Origin of the sequence: Kocuria turfanensis (genome assembly GCF_001580365.1) — a bacterium.
GTDB lineage: Bacteria > Actinomycetota > Actinomycetes > Actinomycetales > Micrococcaceae > Kocuria > Kocuria turfanensis.
On the sequence record NZ_CP014480.1, the window covers coordinates 3,636,837 to 3,653,170 of the forward strand.

Consider the following 16,334-nt stretch of genomic DNA (forward strand, 5'->3'; position numbering starts at 1 on the left):
ACGACAGGCGACGGCACCCGCTCCGGAGACGGTGCGCATGTAGGACATCACGTTCTCGGTGTGCCGCACCCCGGCACCTTCCGGGCGCCTCCGGGAATCGACCCTCAGGGCTCACAGCCCCGCGTAACGCAGCAGCAGCGGCACGGAGACCGAGCAGATGACACCGCCGAGCAAGGCGGCCACGGACACCATCCGCCACGACCCCAGCACCAGGTAGGACACCACCGACGGCAGCACGACGCCGGCGATCATCCCGATCACCGTGAAGGCGGTGTAGAAGGGGTCCATGGGGCCTCGCCGGGTACCGAACAGTCCCACGTACTCCAGCTGGAACATGAAGTAGCAGATGAGGGTGAAATGCAGCCCCAGCACCCACAGCGCCGACATCGCAGCCTCCTTGCGCACCGGGGTCTCCGACCGGGACTGCGGGTTCCGCCCGGGGCTCATCGGGCTCCCTCCGTGCGCAGCGCGCCGAGTTCCACGGCGAAGGTCATCGGACCCCGGTCGCGCTCCTCTGCGGGCCGGGTGGCCAGGTCAGGTGCGCAGGTTGCCGGGCATCTGGGTCGCGGTCCGGTCGTCCGGCGGCGGCCCACCTGTGTCCAGCGGCCGATCGGAGTGGTCCGTGATCTCGGCCGGGTAGCGGCTGTCATCGACGTCGTCGCCGATGAACGGCAGCCGGGTGGCTTGCGGATGCCGGGCGCGGACCCGAAGCGCCAGCTCCTCCACCGTGGACGAGCCCTGGTTCGCCCATAGATGCACGGCGTCCACCGGCGCCGTGGCGTCCTCCCCGGGCAGCACGGCGTGGGGTTTCCTGGCGATCTCGACGGTCAGTGCACCACCCTCCAGGACCTCGAAGTGCTCGGCGGAGTGCAGAGGGTGGCGCCGGGGCACGCCGGCCCCGGGCTCCGCCACGAGGTGGACGAGAGTGCACTCCCCGCTGGTCCCCGCACTGGTGCGCAGGAAGGTGACCGCGTCGCCCAGGAACGTGTTCCGGTGGGTGGTGCACGTGGCCAGCAGCTCGTCGATCTCCGCCTGGGTCGGCCGCATGGCGATCGCCGTTCGTGCGTCTGTGCCGGCCACCACGCTACGCCGAGGTGAGGGCACGGGACCTGCGCACGGTCGAATGACGGCCGGGAGGACATACGGCCCGCAGCGCGGCCCACAGCACGGTGATCATGCCTCAACCTGTGCCGCGACTGCCCACCGGCACCAGATGCCCGGCCATGGCGGGCGTGGCGTCGTCCGCGGAGGGTCCGGAACGACATTGGGCGTCCCGTGGGGCGGGGACGCCGTGTGCCGGCGACCCCGAACACGAGCTGAAGATGAACGTTGACGAGCTGCGCGTCGGTCTGCCGGGGGGCCTGGGGCACCGATCACCGAGGAGCCGCACGAGATTTGCGAGAAGCCCGTCGCGACGGCCGCGATCACCGCCCCGCGGTCCTCGACGGGACCGCCGATCGACGGGCTCGATGCCACGCACACCGGCCGGCTGACAGGGGTCACCGTCGACGACGAGGGCCGCTCCGCCGGCTCGTGCGTGCGGCCGATGAGCCCCGCGGATGAGGGTTGCGTCGCGACCGTTGCCCGTATCGGCAACGCGGATGCACGATCCTCATCTCCTCTCACTGCAGAGGCCGCAGGTCGGTGACCATGCGGTTCGCGCGGTTGGAGGCCGACGGAGGCAGACATGGGTGCCAGGGCGTGGCGACGTGCAGCGGCAGGCTCGGGGGCGGCGGGTCTGGCGGTGTCCGCCCTCATGCCGTCGGCGTAGGAGTACGTCGTCGTGGAGCTGAGCCGGGCCTCATGCTGAACCGCTGTCGATCGGGGCCGCGGTCAGTCCTCGTACTGGTCCAGCACGCCGACCATCCACCGCGAATAGACGGCCATCGCCGGGTCGTGGTCCTCTCGTGGCCCCGGGGTGGTCGCCTGCGCGGCGGCGGTGCGCAGCAGGGCGAGCGCCGTGGCGCGCAGACCGCTGCGCATGACGGCGTCGTGGAGGATCAGCTCCGAGACGTCCATGACGCGCCCGGTCACCTCCGCACCGTCGTCGGTGGGGTGCGGGCCCATCCACGCCCAGGTGCTCTCCATGCCGGGGTCCACGAGCAGGTGAGCTGTGGGATCGCCGTAGGAGTCGGGTTGGCGGATCCTCAGGGCGACGGCCGTGCCGATGCGGACCTCGAGGATGCCGACGGCCTGCCGGTACTCCTGCCCTCCGGGGGAGACCGGCACGAGGGCGCACAGTCCGGCCCCGGCCAGCAGCTCCACCGAGGCCGGCATCACGTCGCGCAACCACCGGGCCAGTAGCACCAGGGCCACCTCGCCGCCGTCCATCGCCGCCGTGTTGCGCACCGCTGCGGAGATCTGGCTATGGTCCGGGAACTCGTCCGAGGGGGTGAACCCGCTGACGAAGGCGTCCGGGTCTGCGAGGAAGCGGATCTGGTCGGCCGCCGGCACGAGGACGGCCAGTCGTCCGGGATCGGCACGGACCTCGTCGGCGGTGACGGTCAGGGGCTGGGACATGGGTTCTCCTGGACGTGGGTGCGTTCGTCCCATGCTCCGCTCCCGCCGGGGAGCACCCGTGCAGGACACGCCCCAGGCTGATACCGGTGTGCCGAATCAGCAGGTGACCATGAGCAGGAGGCGGTCGGCGACATGGGGGCTCGGCGGAATCCACTGTCCCGAGTGCACTTGTGGCAGCAACCTGGCGGTCGCGCGTGCCGCGTTCCCGGGACGGGTGGCGACGCACGGTGACGGGCGCGGGCAGGACGAGGGCTGCAGCGCGGCGGGCCCGGCAGGCGACCGGTGCAGGACCGGCCGCTCAGCCGCCGATGTACTCGCCCGTGATCGCGTCGACGGTGCCGGCCTCGATGCCCTCGCACTGGGAGACCCCCGCGGCGGTGACGGGGGTGTAGTTGAGGCAGAAGGCGTCGTAGTAGGGCATCCCGGACTGCCAGGCGGCGTAGGCCTCGTCGTAGCTGAAGTCCTGGTCCGGGATCGCCCCGGGGCCGGGGTTCGCGCCGGGCGCGGCGGCGCAGGCGGCCGGATCGGCGCTGTTGGTGGCGAGGTACTGGCCGAGGGCGTCGACGACGTCGACCTGCTGGCGGCCGGTGCCCATCTCCGTGCGGTAGCTGTCACAGAGCGCCACGGCCACGCCGGGGTCGTAGAGGTTCGTGCTCAGCCGGTGCACCGTGGGCCCGTCGCCGGTCCCGCCCATGATGTCGATGCCGGTGAGCGCGCCGGCGAACCGGGCGCCGGCGTCCGTGCCCGTGAACGCCGCCAGCGGATCGGCCGCCGGCGGGTTGTTCGCGGAGCCGGCCTGGGTCGGCTCCGGCCCGGGGGCCGGGGCGGCCGGATCCTCCGTGGGCTCCGGTGCCTCGGAGGTCTCGGGTGCCTCCGGGGTCTTCGAGGCCCCGGGCGCCGTGGCGGATGCGGACGGCGACGCGGCCGGGGTGCTGGAGGACGTCGCTCCGTTCCCCGGGTCCTCGGCGTCGTCGGAGCAGGCGGTCAGGGCGAGGCCGGTGGTGAGGACCAGGGCGACGAGGGGGGCCTTCTTGCGCACGGAGGACTCCTGCGGGGGCGGGGGCGGGGGACGTACTGCACACTGTAGGGCGCGCTCGCCCGGCAGCGACGGAGGACGCCCCGCCTCCGTGTCAGCCGTCCGTGTCAGCCGTCGAGGCGGATCCGGACCCCGTCGACCGGCTCGGGCAGCCCGTGGACGGCCGTGTGGTTGAGCACGGTGTTCCACACGGCGATCCGGACCTCCGTCTCGGTCAGGGCGGCCGGACGGCCGGAGACCACCACGGACCACTCCCGGCCCTCGGAGAGCACGTCGGCGCTGGAGACGGCGATGCCCCGGGCGGACAGGGAGCGGAGGACGTCGTCGCGCACCGGGGTCGCGGTGGGACGGGCCGTGCGGGTGATGACGGTCATGGCGGGATTCCTTCCGGGAGAGCACGAGGCTGCGCACCTCCTATTCAGCCGCATGGGACCGCTCCTGTAATGCCCGCTCTTTGCGGGACAGCGCGAGGACGCCGCTGTGGGCTCCTCGGCGGACGGGCGCGCTGCGGAGCCGCCTCCGCGCTGTTCGGCCCCGGTGGGCCGGGAGACCGGTCGGGCCCCTCGCCCGGGCCCGGCACCCGGCGGCCTGCCGACCCCGTGCGCGCCCGCCGGCGGTCGGCCCGATGGTAGCTTGGTGCTCAGTCCACGTACTTTTTCTCATCATCAACGGAGGCGGGCATGAGTCATTCGGTAGGCCCCAGCACGGGCGGCACCTCGGGAGCGGGGGCGGAGCGCACCGACCCGGGGACGGCGTCGATCCTGGATGTCGTCAAGGTCTTCGGCCGACTGCTGCCCAAGCAGCTCAAGGACGAGGCGCAGCTCGCGAAGATCGAGCTCACGGAGAAGGCCAAGACGCTCGGGAAGGGCGCGGCCTTCGTCGTCGTCGGACTGGTCTTCCTGCTGCTGGCCACCATCGCGCTCGTCGGCGCCGCCATCGCCGGCCTGTCGCAGGTGATGCCGGCGTGGCTGGCGGCACTGCTGCTGGGCGTGCTGTTCCTGATCGTCCTGGTGGTCGCGGCGCTGATCGGGGTGGCCACGATCAAGAAGGCCATGCCGCTCGTCCCGCGCAAGGCGATCTTCGGGCTCAAGTACGACCTCGGCGTGGTCAAGGAGGGCTCCGCCTACACCGAGAGCCGCGTCCAGCGCGAGGAGCAGCTGGCCCGCGAGCGCAAGGAGCAGGAGCAGCGCGAGGCGGCCCAGGACCCGGCCCGCCAGAAGCCCCCGGCGCCGACCGAGGAGCAGCTGCGGCACCGGCTGAAGCTGCGCCGCGAGCACCTCAAGACGCTGCGTGACGACGTCCAGGGCCGCGCCGAGACCATCCAGTCCACGACCAAGGGCTTCGTGGACCGCACGAGCCGCACGGTCCGGACCACGCCCAAGGACGTCAAGAGCCTCCTGGCCCAGGGCGGCGGGACCCGCTCCGGCGCGGGACAGTCCGGGCTGGGGGAGCGCTGGCAGCCGCTCACGGTCCTGGCCGTGGCGGGCAGCGCGTTCCTCGTCTTCCTGCGCAGGCTGTTCCGGTGACCACGGCGCCCACGGCCATCCCGTGGGCGCGCACACCGGCCGAAGGCCCGGAAGCCACCGGCTTCCGGGCCTTCGCCGTGCGTTCACCCGGCGGCCACGCCCCACGCGGACGGCCTCGCGAGCGCCTCGCTAGAATTCCGGGCGTGAGCACAGGTCGGTGGATGTGGTGAGCCAGTGGTTGGCCGTGGCCCTCGCGCTGCTCTCGGCCCTGTGCCTGGCCGTCGGCACGCAGAAGCAGGGCAGCGCCGTGGCGGACCGCACGCACGGCCGCCTGACCCCGCGGGCCCTGATGACGCTGCTGGGCAACCACCGCTGGCTCCTGGGGCTGGGCCTGCTCGGGCTCGGCACGGCGCTCAACGTGGCGGCCCTCGGCCTCGCCACCGTGACGGTGGTCCAGCCCATCGGCGTCGTGGCCCTGGTGATCACCACCTTGCTGCACGCCCGCCACCGGCGGCTGCGGATCAACCGGCGGACCTGGGCGGCCATCGGACTGTGCACCGCCGGCGGTGCGGTCTTCGTGACCTGCGCGGTCGCGGCGACGGATCCGGCCCACGGGATCTCGGCGTGGGCGGAGCGCACCGTGGTCGTCATGCTCGTGGTCCTCGTCTGCGTCCTCGGCGTCGCCGCGGCACTGTTCCGCCACGGCCTCGGCGGGACGTTCTACGTGGTGGCCGCCGGCATCCTCTACGGATTCGTGGCGGTGCTGGTCCGGCTGACCATCACCCGGATCCAGGGCAGCGCCGGGGGCCCGCTGGACGACGTCAACTGGCTCGCGATCGGCGCCGCCGCGGTGGCCGCCGCCCTGGGCGGGTGGTTCCTGCAGACCGCGTTCGCCTCCGGGCCCCCGGACCTGGTCATCGCCGGTCTCACCGTGATCGACCCGATGGTGGGCGTCCTCCTGGGGCTGCTGGTGCTCGGCGAGGCCGGCCCCGGCTTCTCCGTGCTGACCGGCGTGCTCATGACGCTGGCGGGAGGCGTTGCTATAGTCGGGGTCGCCGTGCTCTCGCAGCACCACCCGGAGGTGCTCGCACGCCGTGCAGAGCTCGCGCACCGGGACCGGCACGCACCGAGCCGGCCGGGGCCGTGACCCGCAGGACCTGACCGACCAGCCGACCATCGACCGGGAAGCCACGCTTGAGCGCCGAGACCACGACCACCGACCGCCCCCTGACCGTGCTGCTGGGCGCCGAGACGTATCCACCGGACGTCAACGGGGCCGCGCAGTTCGGGCACCGGCTCGCCCGGGGCCTGCACGAGCGGGGACACCGGGTGCACGTGGTCTGCGCCCGGACCGGCCGCGGGCCGTCCGCGCGCGCCGAGGACGACGGCGTCGTCGAGCACCGGCTGCGCTCCCACCGCGCCTTCACCCACCCGTACTTCCGGCTCTGCTTCCCGTGGCAGGTGGCCGGGGAGATCCGCCGGGTGTTCGACGAGGTGGACCCCGACGTCGTGCACGTGCAGTGCCACTACATCCTCGGCCGGCTGCTCGTGCGCGAGGCCCGGCGGCGGGGCATCCGGACGGTGGGCACCAACCACTTCGTCCCGGAGAACCTGGATCCCTTCCTGCCGTTCCCGCAGTGGTTCCTCGACCTCTACCGCAAGGTCTCCTGGCGGGACATGGTGCGGGTCTTCGGCCGGTGCGACGTGGTGACCGCCCCCACGCCGCTGGCCGTGCAGACCATGGTCAGCAACGGCTTCCCGGACACCGTGCTCGCCGTGTCGAACGGGATCCGGATCTCCGACTACGAGGCCCACGCCGGGGAGCACGCGGACCACGGCCCGCACCCGACCGTCCTGTTCACCGGCCGTCTCGCGGTGGAGAAGAACGTGGACGTCCTCATCGAGGCCATGTCCCTGCTCCCGGCCGAGCTCGGCGCCCACCTGGAGCTGGCCGGGGACGGGGAGCAGCGCGCCGCGCTCGAGAAGCTCGCGCTGGCCCTGGGGGTCGGCGACCGGGTGCACTTCCTCGGCTACGTCCCCGACGAGGAGCTGCGCGCCGCCTACCTGCGGGCCGACGTCTTCTGCCAGCCGGGCACGGCCGAGCTGCAGTCGCTGGTGACCCTGGAGGCGATGTCGGCGTCCCGCCCGGTCGTGCTGGCCGACGCCCGGGCCCTGCCGCACCTGGCCGAGGACGGCGTCAACGGCTGGCTGTTCCGCCCCGGGGACGCCCGCGACCTGGCGCACAAGCTGGGCCTAGTGCTCGGGGCGACCGCCGAGGAGCGGGCCCGGATGGGACGGGAGAGCCGCCGCAAGGTGGCCCAGCACAGCTTCCCGCGCACCCTGGAGACGTTCCTGCGGATCTACTGCGGCGAGCAGCCCGATCCCGGGCCCGACCGCGGCGGGCGGCCGCGCCGACTGCGGACCCGGCTGGGCGCCCTGGTGCGGTAACGTGGTCTGCGCCGCCGGCCCGCCCGGCGCGGGGCCGTAGCTCAGCTGGTCAGAGCAGAGGACTCATAATCCTTCGGTCGTGGGTTCAAGCCCCACCGGCCCTACTCCCGCACCCCTGTCACCGCGTTCGCCCGGTGGGAGGGGTGCCTCACTGTCCCCGGGCGGGTGCGCGCCGCGGCCGGATGTGGTGCACTGGTGCTGCGAGGCACGCACCACCGACCGAGGAGATGTCCGGATGACCCGCCGCAGGCCGTGGAGGCCCCTGTCCCTGGCGGCGCTCGCGCTCGCCGCGCTGACCGGCTGCGACCTCGGCGCCGAGGAGATCCAGCAGGACGTCGAGCAGGGCGCCGAGGAGATCCAGCAGGAGGTCGAGCAGGGCGCGGAGGACGTCCAGCAGGGCGCCGAGGACGGCGTCGAGGAGGTCGAGCAGGGCCTCGAGGACGCCCGGGACGAGAATGCTCAGGACGAGGGTGCAAGGGACGAGGGCGGCCAGGACGGCTGAGCCGCCGCGTGCGGCCGCTCGGGCACGGGCAGCAGCACCGAGGGCTCCAGGGCGCCGACGAACTGCAGCGGATTGAGGTAGTCCCCGCCCCGGCGCACGCCCCAGTGCAGGCAGGCCGCGGCCCCGCAGTGGTCGCGCCCGCGCAGCACGCCCACCGCCTGCCCGCGACGGACCCGGTCCCCGCGCACGAGGGCCGACTCGACGGGCTCGAAGCTCGAGCGCAGGCCGCCGCCGTGGTCCACCGTGAGCACCGGGCGGTCCACCACGAACCCCACGAAGCTCACGGTGCCGTCGGCGGGGGAGCGCACGGTCGCGCCCGGGGCCGCGGCCAGGTCCACGCCGCGGTGCCCCCGCCCCCAGCGCTGCGCCGGGGCGGCCCACTCGCCCACCACCGCCGGCCGCGGCACGAGCGGCCAGACCCAGCCCCGCTCCCCGGAGGCCGGCAGCGGTGTCCCCGCCAGGACGACGACGAGGGCCAGGACCACGGCGATCGGCAGGCGCGGCCGGCGGATCGTGCGGGAGCGGGGCGGGACGGGTCTCATGCCCCCACCCTCGGCCGCGACGGCGCCGCCCGCCGGGCCCTCCCCGCCGCCTGTGGACGGCCCCGGGCGAAGCCCTGCCCGCGGCCGTGGGTGTGCAGGGGCAACGGGGCCCGTGTAGTACAGTTGACCCCGCAGTGTGCTCTCTGCGCTCCTCGTGGCGTGCCCTCGTGACCACTCCGGATCCGGCTCCGTGCCGGATCCGACGGCGCGGTGGCGAGCAGCTGACTTCGCGCGCAGCGCCGCCGGGATCTCCTGTCCCGGCCCGGCCGCCCCGGTCCGCGTTCCCCGTCCCGGCGGGGTGCGGCACGGCGGCCCGGCAGCGGATCCGCCTCGGTTCCGCTCACCGCTGCGCCAGGGGCTCGTCCGCCGGACGCAGCCGATAACCGTACCCGCGGGCCGGGCGTCGTCGCACGCCCTCCCGCACGAGAACAAGGAGACGACATGTCCGTCGTTACCATGCGCCAGCTCCTCGACAGCGGCGTGCACTTCGGCCACCAGACCCGCCGCTGGAACCCGAAGATGAAGCGCTTCATCTTCACCGAGCGCAACGGCATCTACATCATCGACCTCCAGCAGTCGCTGTCCTTCATCGACCGCGCCTACGAGGCCGTCAAGACCACCGTGGCCCACGGCGGCACCATCCTGTTCGTCGGCACGAAGAAGCAGGCGCAGGAGGCCATCGCCGAGCAGGCCACCCGCGTGGGGATGCCCTACGTGAACCACCGCTGGCTGGGCGGCATGCTCACCAACTTCACCACGGTCTCCAAGCGCATCGAGCGCATGAAGGAGCTCGAGGAGATCGACTTCGACGACGTCGCCGGCTCGCAGTACACCAAGAAGGAGCTGCTGCTCCTGCGCCGCGAGAAGGAGAAGCTGGAGCGCACCCTCGGCGGCATCCGCAACCTGACCAAGGCCCCGTCCCTGGTCTGGATCGTGGACACCAAGAAGGAGCACCTGGCCGTGGACGAGGCCCAGAAGCTGGGCATCCCCGTCGTCGCGATCCTCGACACCAACTGCGACCCCGACGAGGTCGCCTTCCCGATCCCGGGCAACGACGACGCGATCCGCTCCGTCAACCTGCTGACCCGCGTGATCGCCGACGCCGTGGCCGAGGGCCTCATGGAGCGCCACAACAAGAAGTCCGGTGGCGCCGAGCAGGCCGCCGAGCCGATGGCCGAGTGGGAGCGCGAGCTGCTCGAGCAGCACGCCGCCGAGCAGACCGCCGCCCCGGAGGTCTCCGCCGAGGCCCCGGCCGAGACCGCCGCCCCCGCCGAGACCGCCGCCCCCGCCGAGACCGAGACCGCCGCCGAGTAGTCTCCGTTCATCGTCCGTTTTCCCCGGTGGGGCACCATCTCCACCGGACGCCGGCCGGGGCGCCCGCGCGCCCCGGCCGGCACCACCGACTACGTGAGGAGTTCACATGGCGAACTACACCGCCGCTGAGATCAAGGCCCTGCGGGAGCGCACCGGCGCCGGCATGCTCGACGTCAAGAAGGCCCTCGACGAGGCCGACGGCGACCTGCAGAAGGCCCAGGAGATCATCCGCGTCAAGGGCCTGAAGGGCGTCACCAAGCGCGAGGGCCGCGCCACGGCCGAGGGGCTCGTGGCCGCGCGGGTCGAGGGCACCGTGGGCTACCTGGTCGAGGTCAACTCCGAGACCGACTTCGTGGCCAAGTCCGCCCCGTTCGTCGAGTTCGGCAACAAGGTCCTCGAGGCCGCCGTCGCCGCCGACGCGAGCTCCCTCGAGGAGCTCATGGAGGCCCAGGCCGACGGCAAGGCCGTCTCCGAGCTCGTCACCGAGACCGGCGCGCTGCTCGGCGAGAAGGTCGTCGTCCGCCGCCTCGCCCGGGTCGAGGGGGAGAACGTGGCCGTGTACCTGCACAAGACCTCCAAGGATCTCCCGGCCCAGGTCGGCGTGCTGCTGGCCGCCTCCGGCGCCCAGGCCGACCAGGTCGCCCACGACGTGGCCGTGCACATCGCCGCGATGTCCCCGACCTTCCTCTCCGAGGAGGACGTGCCCGCCGCGACCGTCGAGTCGGAGAAGCGCGTGGCCGAGGAGACCGCCCGCGCCGAGGGCAAGCCGGAGAAGATCATCCCGAACATCATCAACGGCCGCCTGAAGGGCTACTACAAGGACGTCGTCCTGCTCGACCAGGACTTCGCCAAGGACTCCAAGAAGACCGTCGGCAAGGTGCTCGAGGAGGCTGGCGCGACCGCCACGGCCTTCGCCCGCTTCCGCGTCGGCGCCTGACCGGGTCCGTCCGGGCGCCACGGCGCCCCGCCGGAGGGAGGCGACCCTGCACCGCAGGGTCGCCTCCCTCCGTCATACTCGCTCCCACCTGCGACGATGCCCCGGAGACCGCCGGCACCGGCGGAGGGCGCGCCGGGTGTTCTGTATGCTGAGGGAGGCCCGGACCCGCTCCGCCCCACCTTCGCGGGACCGTGCCCGTCCAGCAGCACCGTCGTCGCCGGGAGGAACCATGCCCACCACTTCAGCGTCCGAGATCCAGGACGAGGCCCTGCGCCTGAGCCGTGGCCCGCGGGTCACCCCCACGCGGCGCCGGGTCCTGCTGAAGCTCTCGGGCGAGGTCTTCGGCGGCGGCTCCATCGGCGTGGACACCCGCGTGATCCGCGACATCGCCGAGCAGATCGCCGCGACGGTCGGACAGGTGGAGACCGCGATCGTCGTCGGCGGCGGCAACTTCTTCCGCGGCGCCGAGCTCTCCCAGGCCGGCATGGACCGCTCCCGCGCCGACTACATGGGGATGCTCGGCACCGTCATGAACTGCCTGGCCCTGCAGGACTTCCTCGAGCAGTGCGGGGTCGACACGCGGGTGCAGTCCGCGATCAAGATGGAGCAGGTCGCCGAGGCGTACATCCCGCGGCGCGCCATCCGCCACATGGAGAAGGACCGCGTCGTGATCTTCGGCGCCGGGGCCGGGCTGCCCTACTTCTCCACCGACACCGTCGCCGCCCAGCGCGCCCTCGAGGTGCACGCGGACGAGGTGCTGATGGCCAAGAACGGGGTCGACGGCGTCTACACGGCCGACCCGCGCACGAACCCGGACGCCCAGCGGCTGTCCGCACTGACCTACGACGAGGCCCTGGCCCGCGACATCCGCGTGATGGACCAGACGGCCTTCAGCCTGTGCCGCGACAACGACGTGACGATGCGCGTGTTCGGCATGCAGGGCGAGGGCAACGTCACCCGCGCGATCCTCGGGGAGCAGATCGGCACCCTCGTCACCGCCTGATCCGGCCCCCGGCGGCCCGGCGCTAGACTGGGGCCAGCATGCCCGGGACGGGCGCCCCCCCGGCGCCGTCCCGGCGGAACCGACCCCGCGCGGAGGACTCCGTGCGACCCGACGAAGGAGCTCCTACGTGATCTCAGACATCCTGTCCGAAGCGAAGACCAAGATGGGCAAGGCCGTGGACGGCGCCAAGGAGGACTTCGCCGGCATCCGCACGGGCCGGGCCAATCCCTCCCTCTTCTCCAGCGTCCTCGTCGAGTACTACGGCACGCCCACCCCCCTCCAGCAGCTCGCCTCCTTCCAGAACCCCGAGGCCCGCACCCTGCTCATCACCCCCTACGACCGCTCGGCGCTGACCGACATCGAGAAGGCGCTGCGCAACTCGGACATCGGCGCCAACCCGGCCAACGACGGCAACGTCATCCGGGTGGTCATGCCGGAGCTGACCCAGGAGCGCCGCAAGGAGTACGTGAAGATCGTCGGGCACAAGGCCGAGGAGGCCCGGGTGTCGGTGCGCAACATCCGCCGGCACGCCAAGGACCAGATCGAGAAGACCGTCAAGGACGGCGACATCGGCGAGGACGAGGGCAAGCGCGCCGAGAAGGACCTCGACGCCGTGACCAAGAAGCACATCGAGCAGATCGACGAGATGCTCAAGAACAAGGAAGCGGAGCTGCTGCAGGTCTGATGCCGGACCCGCGACCCCCGCACCAGGAGCTGAAGGCTTCCCCGGGACCCGCCGGGGAGGCCTTCCCCTCTCGTGCCCCCGGCACCCGGGACGCGGCGGCGGGCCACCACCGGGAGCGGCGGCACACCGCACCCTCCCGCGCCGGACGGAACCTGCCGGCCGCCGTGGGCGTCGCCGTGGTGCTCATCGGGACCCTGCTCGTGGGCCTGTTCGTCCAGCCCGCCGTGCTCGCCCTGCTCGCCGGCACGGCCGCCGGGATCGGGGTCTGGGAGGTCGGGCGGTCGCTGCGCTACCGCGGCATCTCCATCCCGCGCGTCCCGGCGGTCACCGCCGGGGTGCTCATGCCCCTCGCCGCGTTCGCCGGCGGGGGAGAGGCCCTCATGATGGCCGTGGTCGTGGGCCTGACCCTGGTGATCGTGTGGCGGGCGCTGGGCGAGCGGGACGGGATGATCCTGTCCATCATGGGCTCGGTCTTCGCCCTCGTCTGGGTCGGGTTCCTCCTCAGCATCGCGCTGCTGCTCTACCACACGGACGGCGGGGCGCTGAAGGTGCTCACCGTCATCCTGCTGGCCATCGGCTCTGACACGTGCGGCTACGCCGTGGGGGTGGTCTGGGGCCGCCACCCCATGGCCCCGAGGATCAGCCCGAAGAAGTCCTGGGAGGGCTTCGCCGGCTCCCTGGGCGGGTCCGTGGTGATCGGGATCCTGTGCGCCGTGCTGCTGCTCGACCACGCCTGGTGGGAGGGCGCCCTCCTGGCGGTGGCCCTCGTGCTGGCCGCCACCCTCGGCGACTTCTCCGAGTCCATGGTCAAGCGCGAGCTGGGGATCAAGGACATGGGCACGCTGCTGCCCGGCCACGGGGGCGTGATGGACCGGATCGACTCCATCCTCTTCGCGGTCCCCGCCGGGTACCTGCTCTTCGAGCTGTTCGCCGCGAGCGCCTGACCGGGCCGCCCAGGACCGCCCGCCCATGCCCGCCGAGCACGCCGCCGCACGCATCCCCGCGTCCCGCATCCCCCGCTGCGCCGAGGGCGCGTGGGGCTACGACGTCGCCGAGGTGGACGCCTTCCTCGCCCGCGTGCGGAAGACCCTGGAGGCGCCCGATCCCGCCCCGGGGGAGGGGTGCGCCCTCCTGCTGAGCACGCAGGTGCGCGCGGCCGTGTTCTCCGGGGCGCGGGGCGGCTACCGCCCGGAGGCCGTCGACGAGGCCCTGGACGCCGCGGAGGACGCCCTCGCCGCCGCCGAGCGCGAGCAGGTCCTGCGCCTGCGCGGACCCGAGGTCTGGCGGCAGCACGTCGACGCCCTGACGGGGCTGCTGCGCGGGCGGATCGAGCGGCCGCGCACCCAGCGCTTCCGGCACCCCGGACGGTCCCGGGGGCAGGGCTACTCGGCCGCCCACGTCGACGTCCTCTGCGAGCGCCTCGGCGCCCGGCTGACGGACTCCGCCCCGCTGGATCCGGCCGAGCTGCGCGGGGCCGTCTTCCCGCTCGCGCACGGCGAGCGCAGCTACGAGGAGCAGCAGGTGGACGCCTTCCTGGACCGCGCCGTCCAGCTCCTGCTGGCCCTGCGCTGAGGAGCCCACCCGCGCCCGCTGTGTATACAGCCTTGGACACGAATCGTCCAGAATGCGCCCTCCATGTCACATTCGTGCCCCAAACTGGGAATTGCCGGTGCTTCGTCTTGCCCCTCTGCATACAAAGGCCTAGTGTGGTCCGCATCACATGAGGAGGTAGCCCATGTCCAACCAGCCACCCATCGACGCCGACGACCTCGTCGCCGACGTCGACTTCCCCGCGGCCCAGCGGTCGCCCGAGTTCCAGGAACTGCGGAGGACCCACCGCGGCTTCGTCTTCCCGCTCGCTGTCGCCTTCCTGGTCTGGTACCTGCTGTACGTGGTGCTCGCCATGTACGTCCCGCAGCTCTTCGCCATCCAGGTGGTCGGCAACGTCAACCTGGGCGTGATCCTGGGGCTGCTCCAGTTCGTCACCACCTTCGCGATCACGGGCGCCTACGTGTCCTTCGCCAACCGCAAGCTGGACCCGAAGGCCACGGCCATCCGGGAGCGCCTCGAGCCCAGCCTCGGGACCACCCGCGGCGTCCACGGACAGGAGAACTAGTCGATGAACCACCTCCCCACCGCGCTCGCGCCCATGGCGACCGCCACCACGGAGACGGTCGGCACGCCCTGGATCAACATCTCCATCTTCGGGGCCTTCGTGGTCGTCACCATGGTGATCGTGCTGCGGGCCTCCAAGTCCACGGCCACGGCGGCCGACTACTACGCCGGCGGCCGCGGGTTCAGCGGGACGCAGAACGGCCTGGCGATCGCCGGCGACTACCTCTCGGCGGCGTCCTTCCTGGGCATCGTCGGCGCGATCGCCGTCCAGGGCTACGACGGGTTCCTCTACTCCATCGGCTTCCTCGTGGCCTGGCTGGTGGCTCTGCTGCTCATCGCCGAGCTCCTGCGCAACACCGGGAAGTTCACGATGGCCGACGTCCTGTCCTTCCGGCTGCGCCAGCGCCCGGTGCGCGTGGCGGCGTCGATCTCCACCCTCGCGGTGTCCGCGTTCTACCTGCTGGCCCAGATGGCCGGCGCCGGTGCCCTGGTGTCCCTGCTGCTGGGCATCAGCTCCCGGGCGGGACAGTCCCTCGTCATCGTCGTCGTGGGCGTGCTCATGATCGTCTACGTGCTCGTGGGCGGGATGAAGGGCACCACCTACGTGCAGATCATCAAGGCCGTGCTGCTCGTCTCCGGCGTGGCGGTGATGACCGTCTGGATCCTGGCGCTCTACGGCTTCAACCTCTCCTCCCTGCTGGGCGACGCGGTCGCCGTCTCCGGCAACCCCGCGATCCTCGAGCCGGGTCTGCGCTACGGGGCCAGCGAGACCAGCAAGCTGGACTTCATCTCCCTGGGGCTCGCCCTGGTCTTCGGCGCCGCGGGTCTGCCCCACGTGCTGATGCGCTTCTACACCGTGCCCACGGCCAAGGAGGCCCGCACCTCGGTGGTCTGGGCGATCGGGCTGATCGGCCTGTTCTACCTCTTCACGCTCGTCCTGGGCTTCGGCGCGGCGGCCCTCATCGGCGCCGAGCGGATCCAGGCGGCCCCCGGCGGCGTGAACTCCGCGGCCCCGCTGCTGGCCTTCGAGCTCGGCGGCTCGCTGCTGATGGGCATCATCGCCGCCGTGGCGTTCGCCACGATCCTCGCGGTCGTCGCCGGCCTGGCCATCACGGCCTCGGCCTCCTTCGCCCACGACATCTACACCAGCGTCATCAAGAAGGGGAACTCCGACCCCCGCCAGGAGCTGCGCGTCGCCAAGACCACCGTGGTGGTCATCGGCATCGTCTCCATCGCGGGCGGGATCGGGGCCCAGGGCCAGAACGTCGCGTTCCTCGTGGCGCTGGCCTTCGCGGTGGCGGCCTCGGCGAACCTGCCGACCATCCTGTACTCGCTGTACTGGCGGCGGTTCACCACCCGCGGCGCGGTCTGGTCCATGTACGGCGGCCTGATCATCTCCGTGGTCCTGATCATCTTCTCCCCGGTGATGTCCGGGGCGGAGACCTCGATGATCCCCACGGCGGACTTCGCCTGGTTCCCGCTGCAGAACCCGGGCATCGTGTCCATCCCGGCGTCCTTCCTCCTCGGCTTCATCGGTTCCATGACGGAGCGGCGCCTGGAGGACCCGGTCAAGCAGTCCGAGATGGAGGTGCGTTCGCTCACAGGCATCGGCGCGGAGAAGCCGGTCGCCCACTGACGACGTCCCCGCTCCCACCTGGGAGGACTCCCGGCCCGGCGGCCGCACCCGGAATTCGCGAAAGAGAAAAGACAGAGGGCTGACAGTCCGGTAGGGTGGCTGCAGAAGCCGGCTCAGGGTATTCCTGGGA

Annotated in this window: 18 protein-coding genes and 1 tRNA gene; 13 read left to right on the plus strand and 6 right to left on the minus strand. The window is 72.4% G+C overall.

What is annotated here, in order from left to right; all coding sequences use genetic code 11:
• Positions 1 to 111 precede the first annotated feature (111 nt).
• The 5 genes from AYX06_RS16550 to AYX06_RS16570 form a co-directional block, all read right to left on the minus strand.
• A complete protein-coding gene (locus tag AYX06_RS16550; RefSeq protein WP_062736706.1) occupies positions 112 to 447 on the minus strand; it encodes a hypothetical protein in 336 nt (111 codons plus the stop codon).
• A gap of 87 nt (positions 448 to 534) precedes the next feature.
• Positions 535 to 1,047 carry a cupin domain-containing protein gene (locus AYX06_RS16555; protein ID WP_062736707.1) on the minus strand — a complete coding sequence of 171 codons (513 nt, stop codon included), beginning with the start codon at positions 1,045 to 1,047 and terminating at the stop codon, positions 535 to 537.
• A 786-nt stretch (positions 1,048 to 1,833) separates the two neighbouring features.
• On the minus strand, positions 1,834 to 2,520 hold the full coding sequence (locus tag AYX06_RS16560; RefSeq protein WP_062736708.1) for a hypothetical protein: 687 nt from the start codon (positions 2,518 to 2,520) through the stop codon (positions 1,834 to 1,836).
• Between the two features lie 298 nt (positions 2,521 to 2,818).
• On the minus strand, positions 2,819 to 3,559 hold the full coding sequence (locus AYX06_RS16565) for a hypothetical protein (protein ID WP_062736709.1): 741 nt from the start codon (positions 3,557 to 3,559) through the stop codon (positions 2,819 to 2,821).
• Positions 3,560 to 3,663: 104 nt separating this feature from the next.
• Complete coding sequence (locus AYX06_RS16570) at positions 3,664 to 3,930, minus strand: hypothetical protein (RefSeq protein WP_062736710.1); 267 nt, start codon at positions 3,928 to 3,930, stop codon at positions 3,664 to 3,666.
• Between the two features lie 306 nt (positions 3,931 to 4,236).
• On the opposite strand from AYX06_RS16570, the gene AYX06_RS16575 reads away from it, so the two are divergent.
• From AYX06_RS16575 to AYX06_RS16595, 5 genes are all read left to right on the plus strand, one after another.
• A complete protein-coding gene (locus tag AYX06_RS16575; RefSeq protein WP_062736711.1) occupies positions 4,237 to 5,082 on the plus strand; it encodes a phage holin family protein in 846 nt (281 codons plus the stop codon).
• 166 nt (positions 5,083 to 5,248) lie between these two features.
• A complete protein-coding gene (locus AYX06_RS16580) occupies positions 5,249 to 6,169 on the plus strand; it encodes a DMT family transporter (protein WP_232319338.1) in 921 nt (306 codons plus the stop codon).
• Between the two features lie 47 nt (positions 6,170 to 6,216).
• On the plus strand, positions 6,217 to 7,470 hold the full coding sequence (locus AYX06_RS16585) for a glycosyltransferase (RefSeq protein WP_062736712.1): 1,254 nt from the start codon (positions 6,217 to 6,219) through the stop codon (positions 7,468 to 7,470).
• Positions 7,471 to 7,500: 30 nt separating this feature from the next.
• Positions 7,501 to 7,574 (plus strand) — tRNA-Ile (locus AYX06_RS16590).
• 131 nt (positions 7,575 to 7,705) lie between these two features.
• Complete coding sequence (locus tag AYX06_RS16595) at positions 7,706 to 7,972, plus strand: hypothetical protein (protein ID WP_062736713.1); 267 nt, start codon at positions 7,706 to 7,708, stop codon at positions 7,970 to 7,972.
• On the opposite strand, the gene AYX06_RS16600 is transcribed toward AYX06_RS16595, so the two are convergent.
• Entirely contained in the window at positions 7,930 to 8,514 is a 585-nt protein-coding gene (locus AYX06_RS16600; RefSeq protein ID WP_084271691.1) for a murein hydrolase activator EnvC family protein, read from the minus strand. The genes AYX06_RS16595 and AYX06_RS16600 overlap by 43 nt on opposite strands.
• A gap of 441 nt (positions 8,515 to 8,955) precedes the next feature.
• On the opposite strand from AYX06_RS16600, the gene rpsB reads away from it, so the two are divergent.
• The 8 genes from rpsB (at position 8,956) to AYX06_RS16640 (ending at position 16,204) form a co-directional block, all read left to right on the plus strand.
• Positions 8,956 to 9,828: a 30S ribosomal protein S2 gene (gene rpsB, locus AYX06_RS16605; RefSeq protein WP_062736714.1), complete on the plus strand. Its 873-nt coding sequence runs from the start codon at positions 8,956 to 8,958 to the stop codon at positions 9,826 to 9,828.
• Positions 9,829 to 9,934: 106 nt separating this feature from the next.
• Positions 9,935 to 10,765, plus strand: coding sequence for a translation elongation factor Ts (gene tsf, locus AYX06_RS16610; RefSeq protein ID WP_062736715.1), 831 nt, complete (start codon positions 9,935 to 9,937; stop codon positions 10,763 to 10,765).
• 229 nt (positions 10,766 to 10,994) lie between these two features.
• Positions 10,995 to 11,768: a UMP kinase gene (pyrH, locus tag AYX06_RS16615; RefSeq protein ID WP_232319339.1), complete on the plus strand. Its 774-nt coding sequence runs from the start codon at positions 10,995 to 10,997 to the stop codon at positions 11,766 to 11,768.
• 127 nt (positions 11,769 to 11,895) lie between these two features.
• Positions 11,896 to 12,453, plus strand: coding sequence for a ribosome recycling factor (gene frr, locus AYX06_RS16620; protein ID WP_047801870.1), 558 nt, complete (start codon positions 11,896 to 11,898; stop codon positions 12,451 to 12,453).
• On the plus strand, positions 12,453 to 13,397 hold the full coding sequence (locus tag AYX06_RS16625) for a phosphatidate cytidylyltransferase (RefSeq protein WP_062736716.1): 945 nt from the start codon (positions 12,453 to 12,455) through the stop codon (positions 13,395 to 13,397). Before frr ends, AYX06_RS16625 begins: the two co-directional genes overlap by 1 nt.
• 25 nt (positions 13,398 to 13,422) lie before the next feature.
• Positions 13,423 to 14,025, plus strand: coding sequence for a DivIVA domain-containing protein (locus AYX06_RS16630; RefSeq protein WP_062736717.1), 603 nt, complete (start codon positions 13,423 to 13,425; stop codon positions 14,023 to 14,025).
• A gap of 163 nt (positions 14,026 to 14,188) precedes the next feature.
• Positions 14,189 to 14,569, plus strand: a complete 381-nt coding sequence (locus tag AYX06_RS16635; protein WP_062736718.1) for a DUF485 domain-containing protein — start codon at positions 14,189 to 14,191, stop codon at positions 14,567 to 14,569.
• A gap of 3 nt (positions 14,570 to 14,572) precedes the next feature.
• Positions 14,573 to 16,204 (plus strand): solute symporter family protein, encoded by a 1,632-nt coding sequence (locus AYX06_RS16640; RefSeq protein WP_062736719.1) that lies wholly within the window; start codon positions 14,573 to 14,575, stop codon positions 16,202 to 16,204.
• Positions 16,205 to 16,334 lie beyond the last annotated feature (130 nt).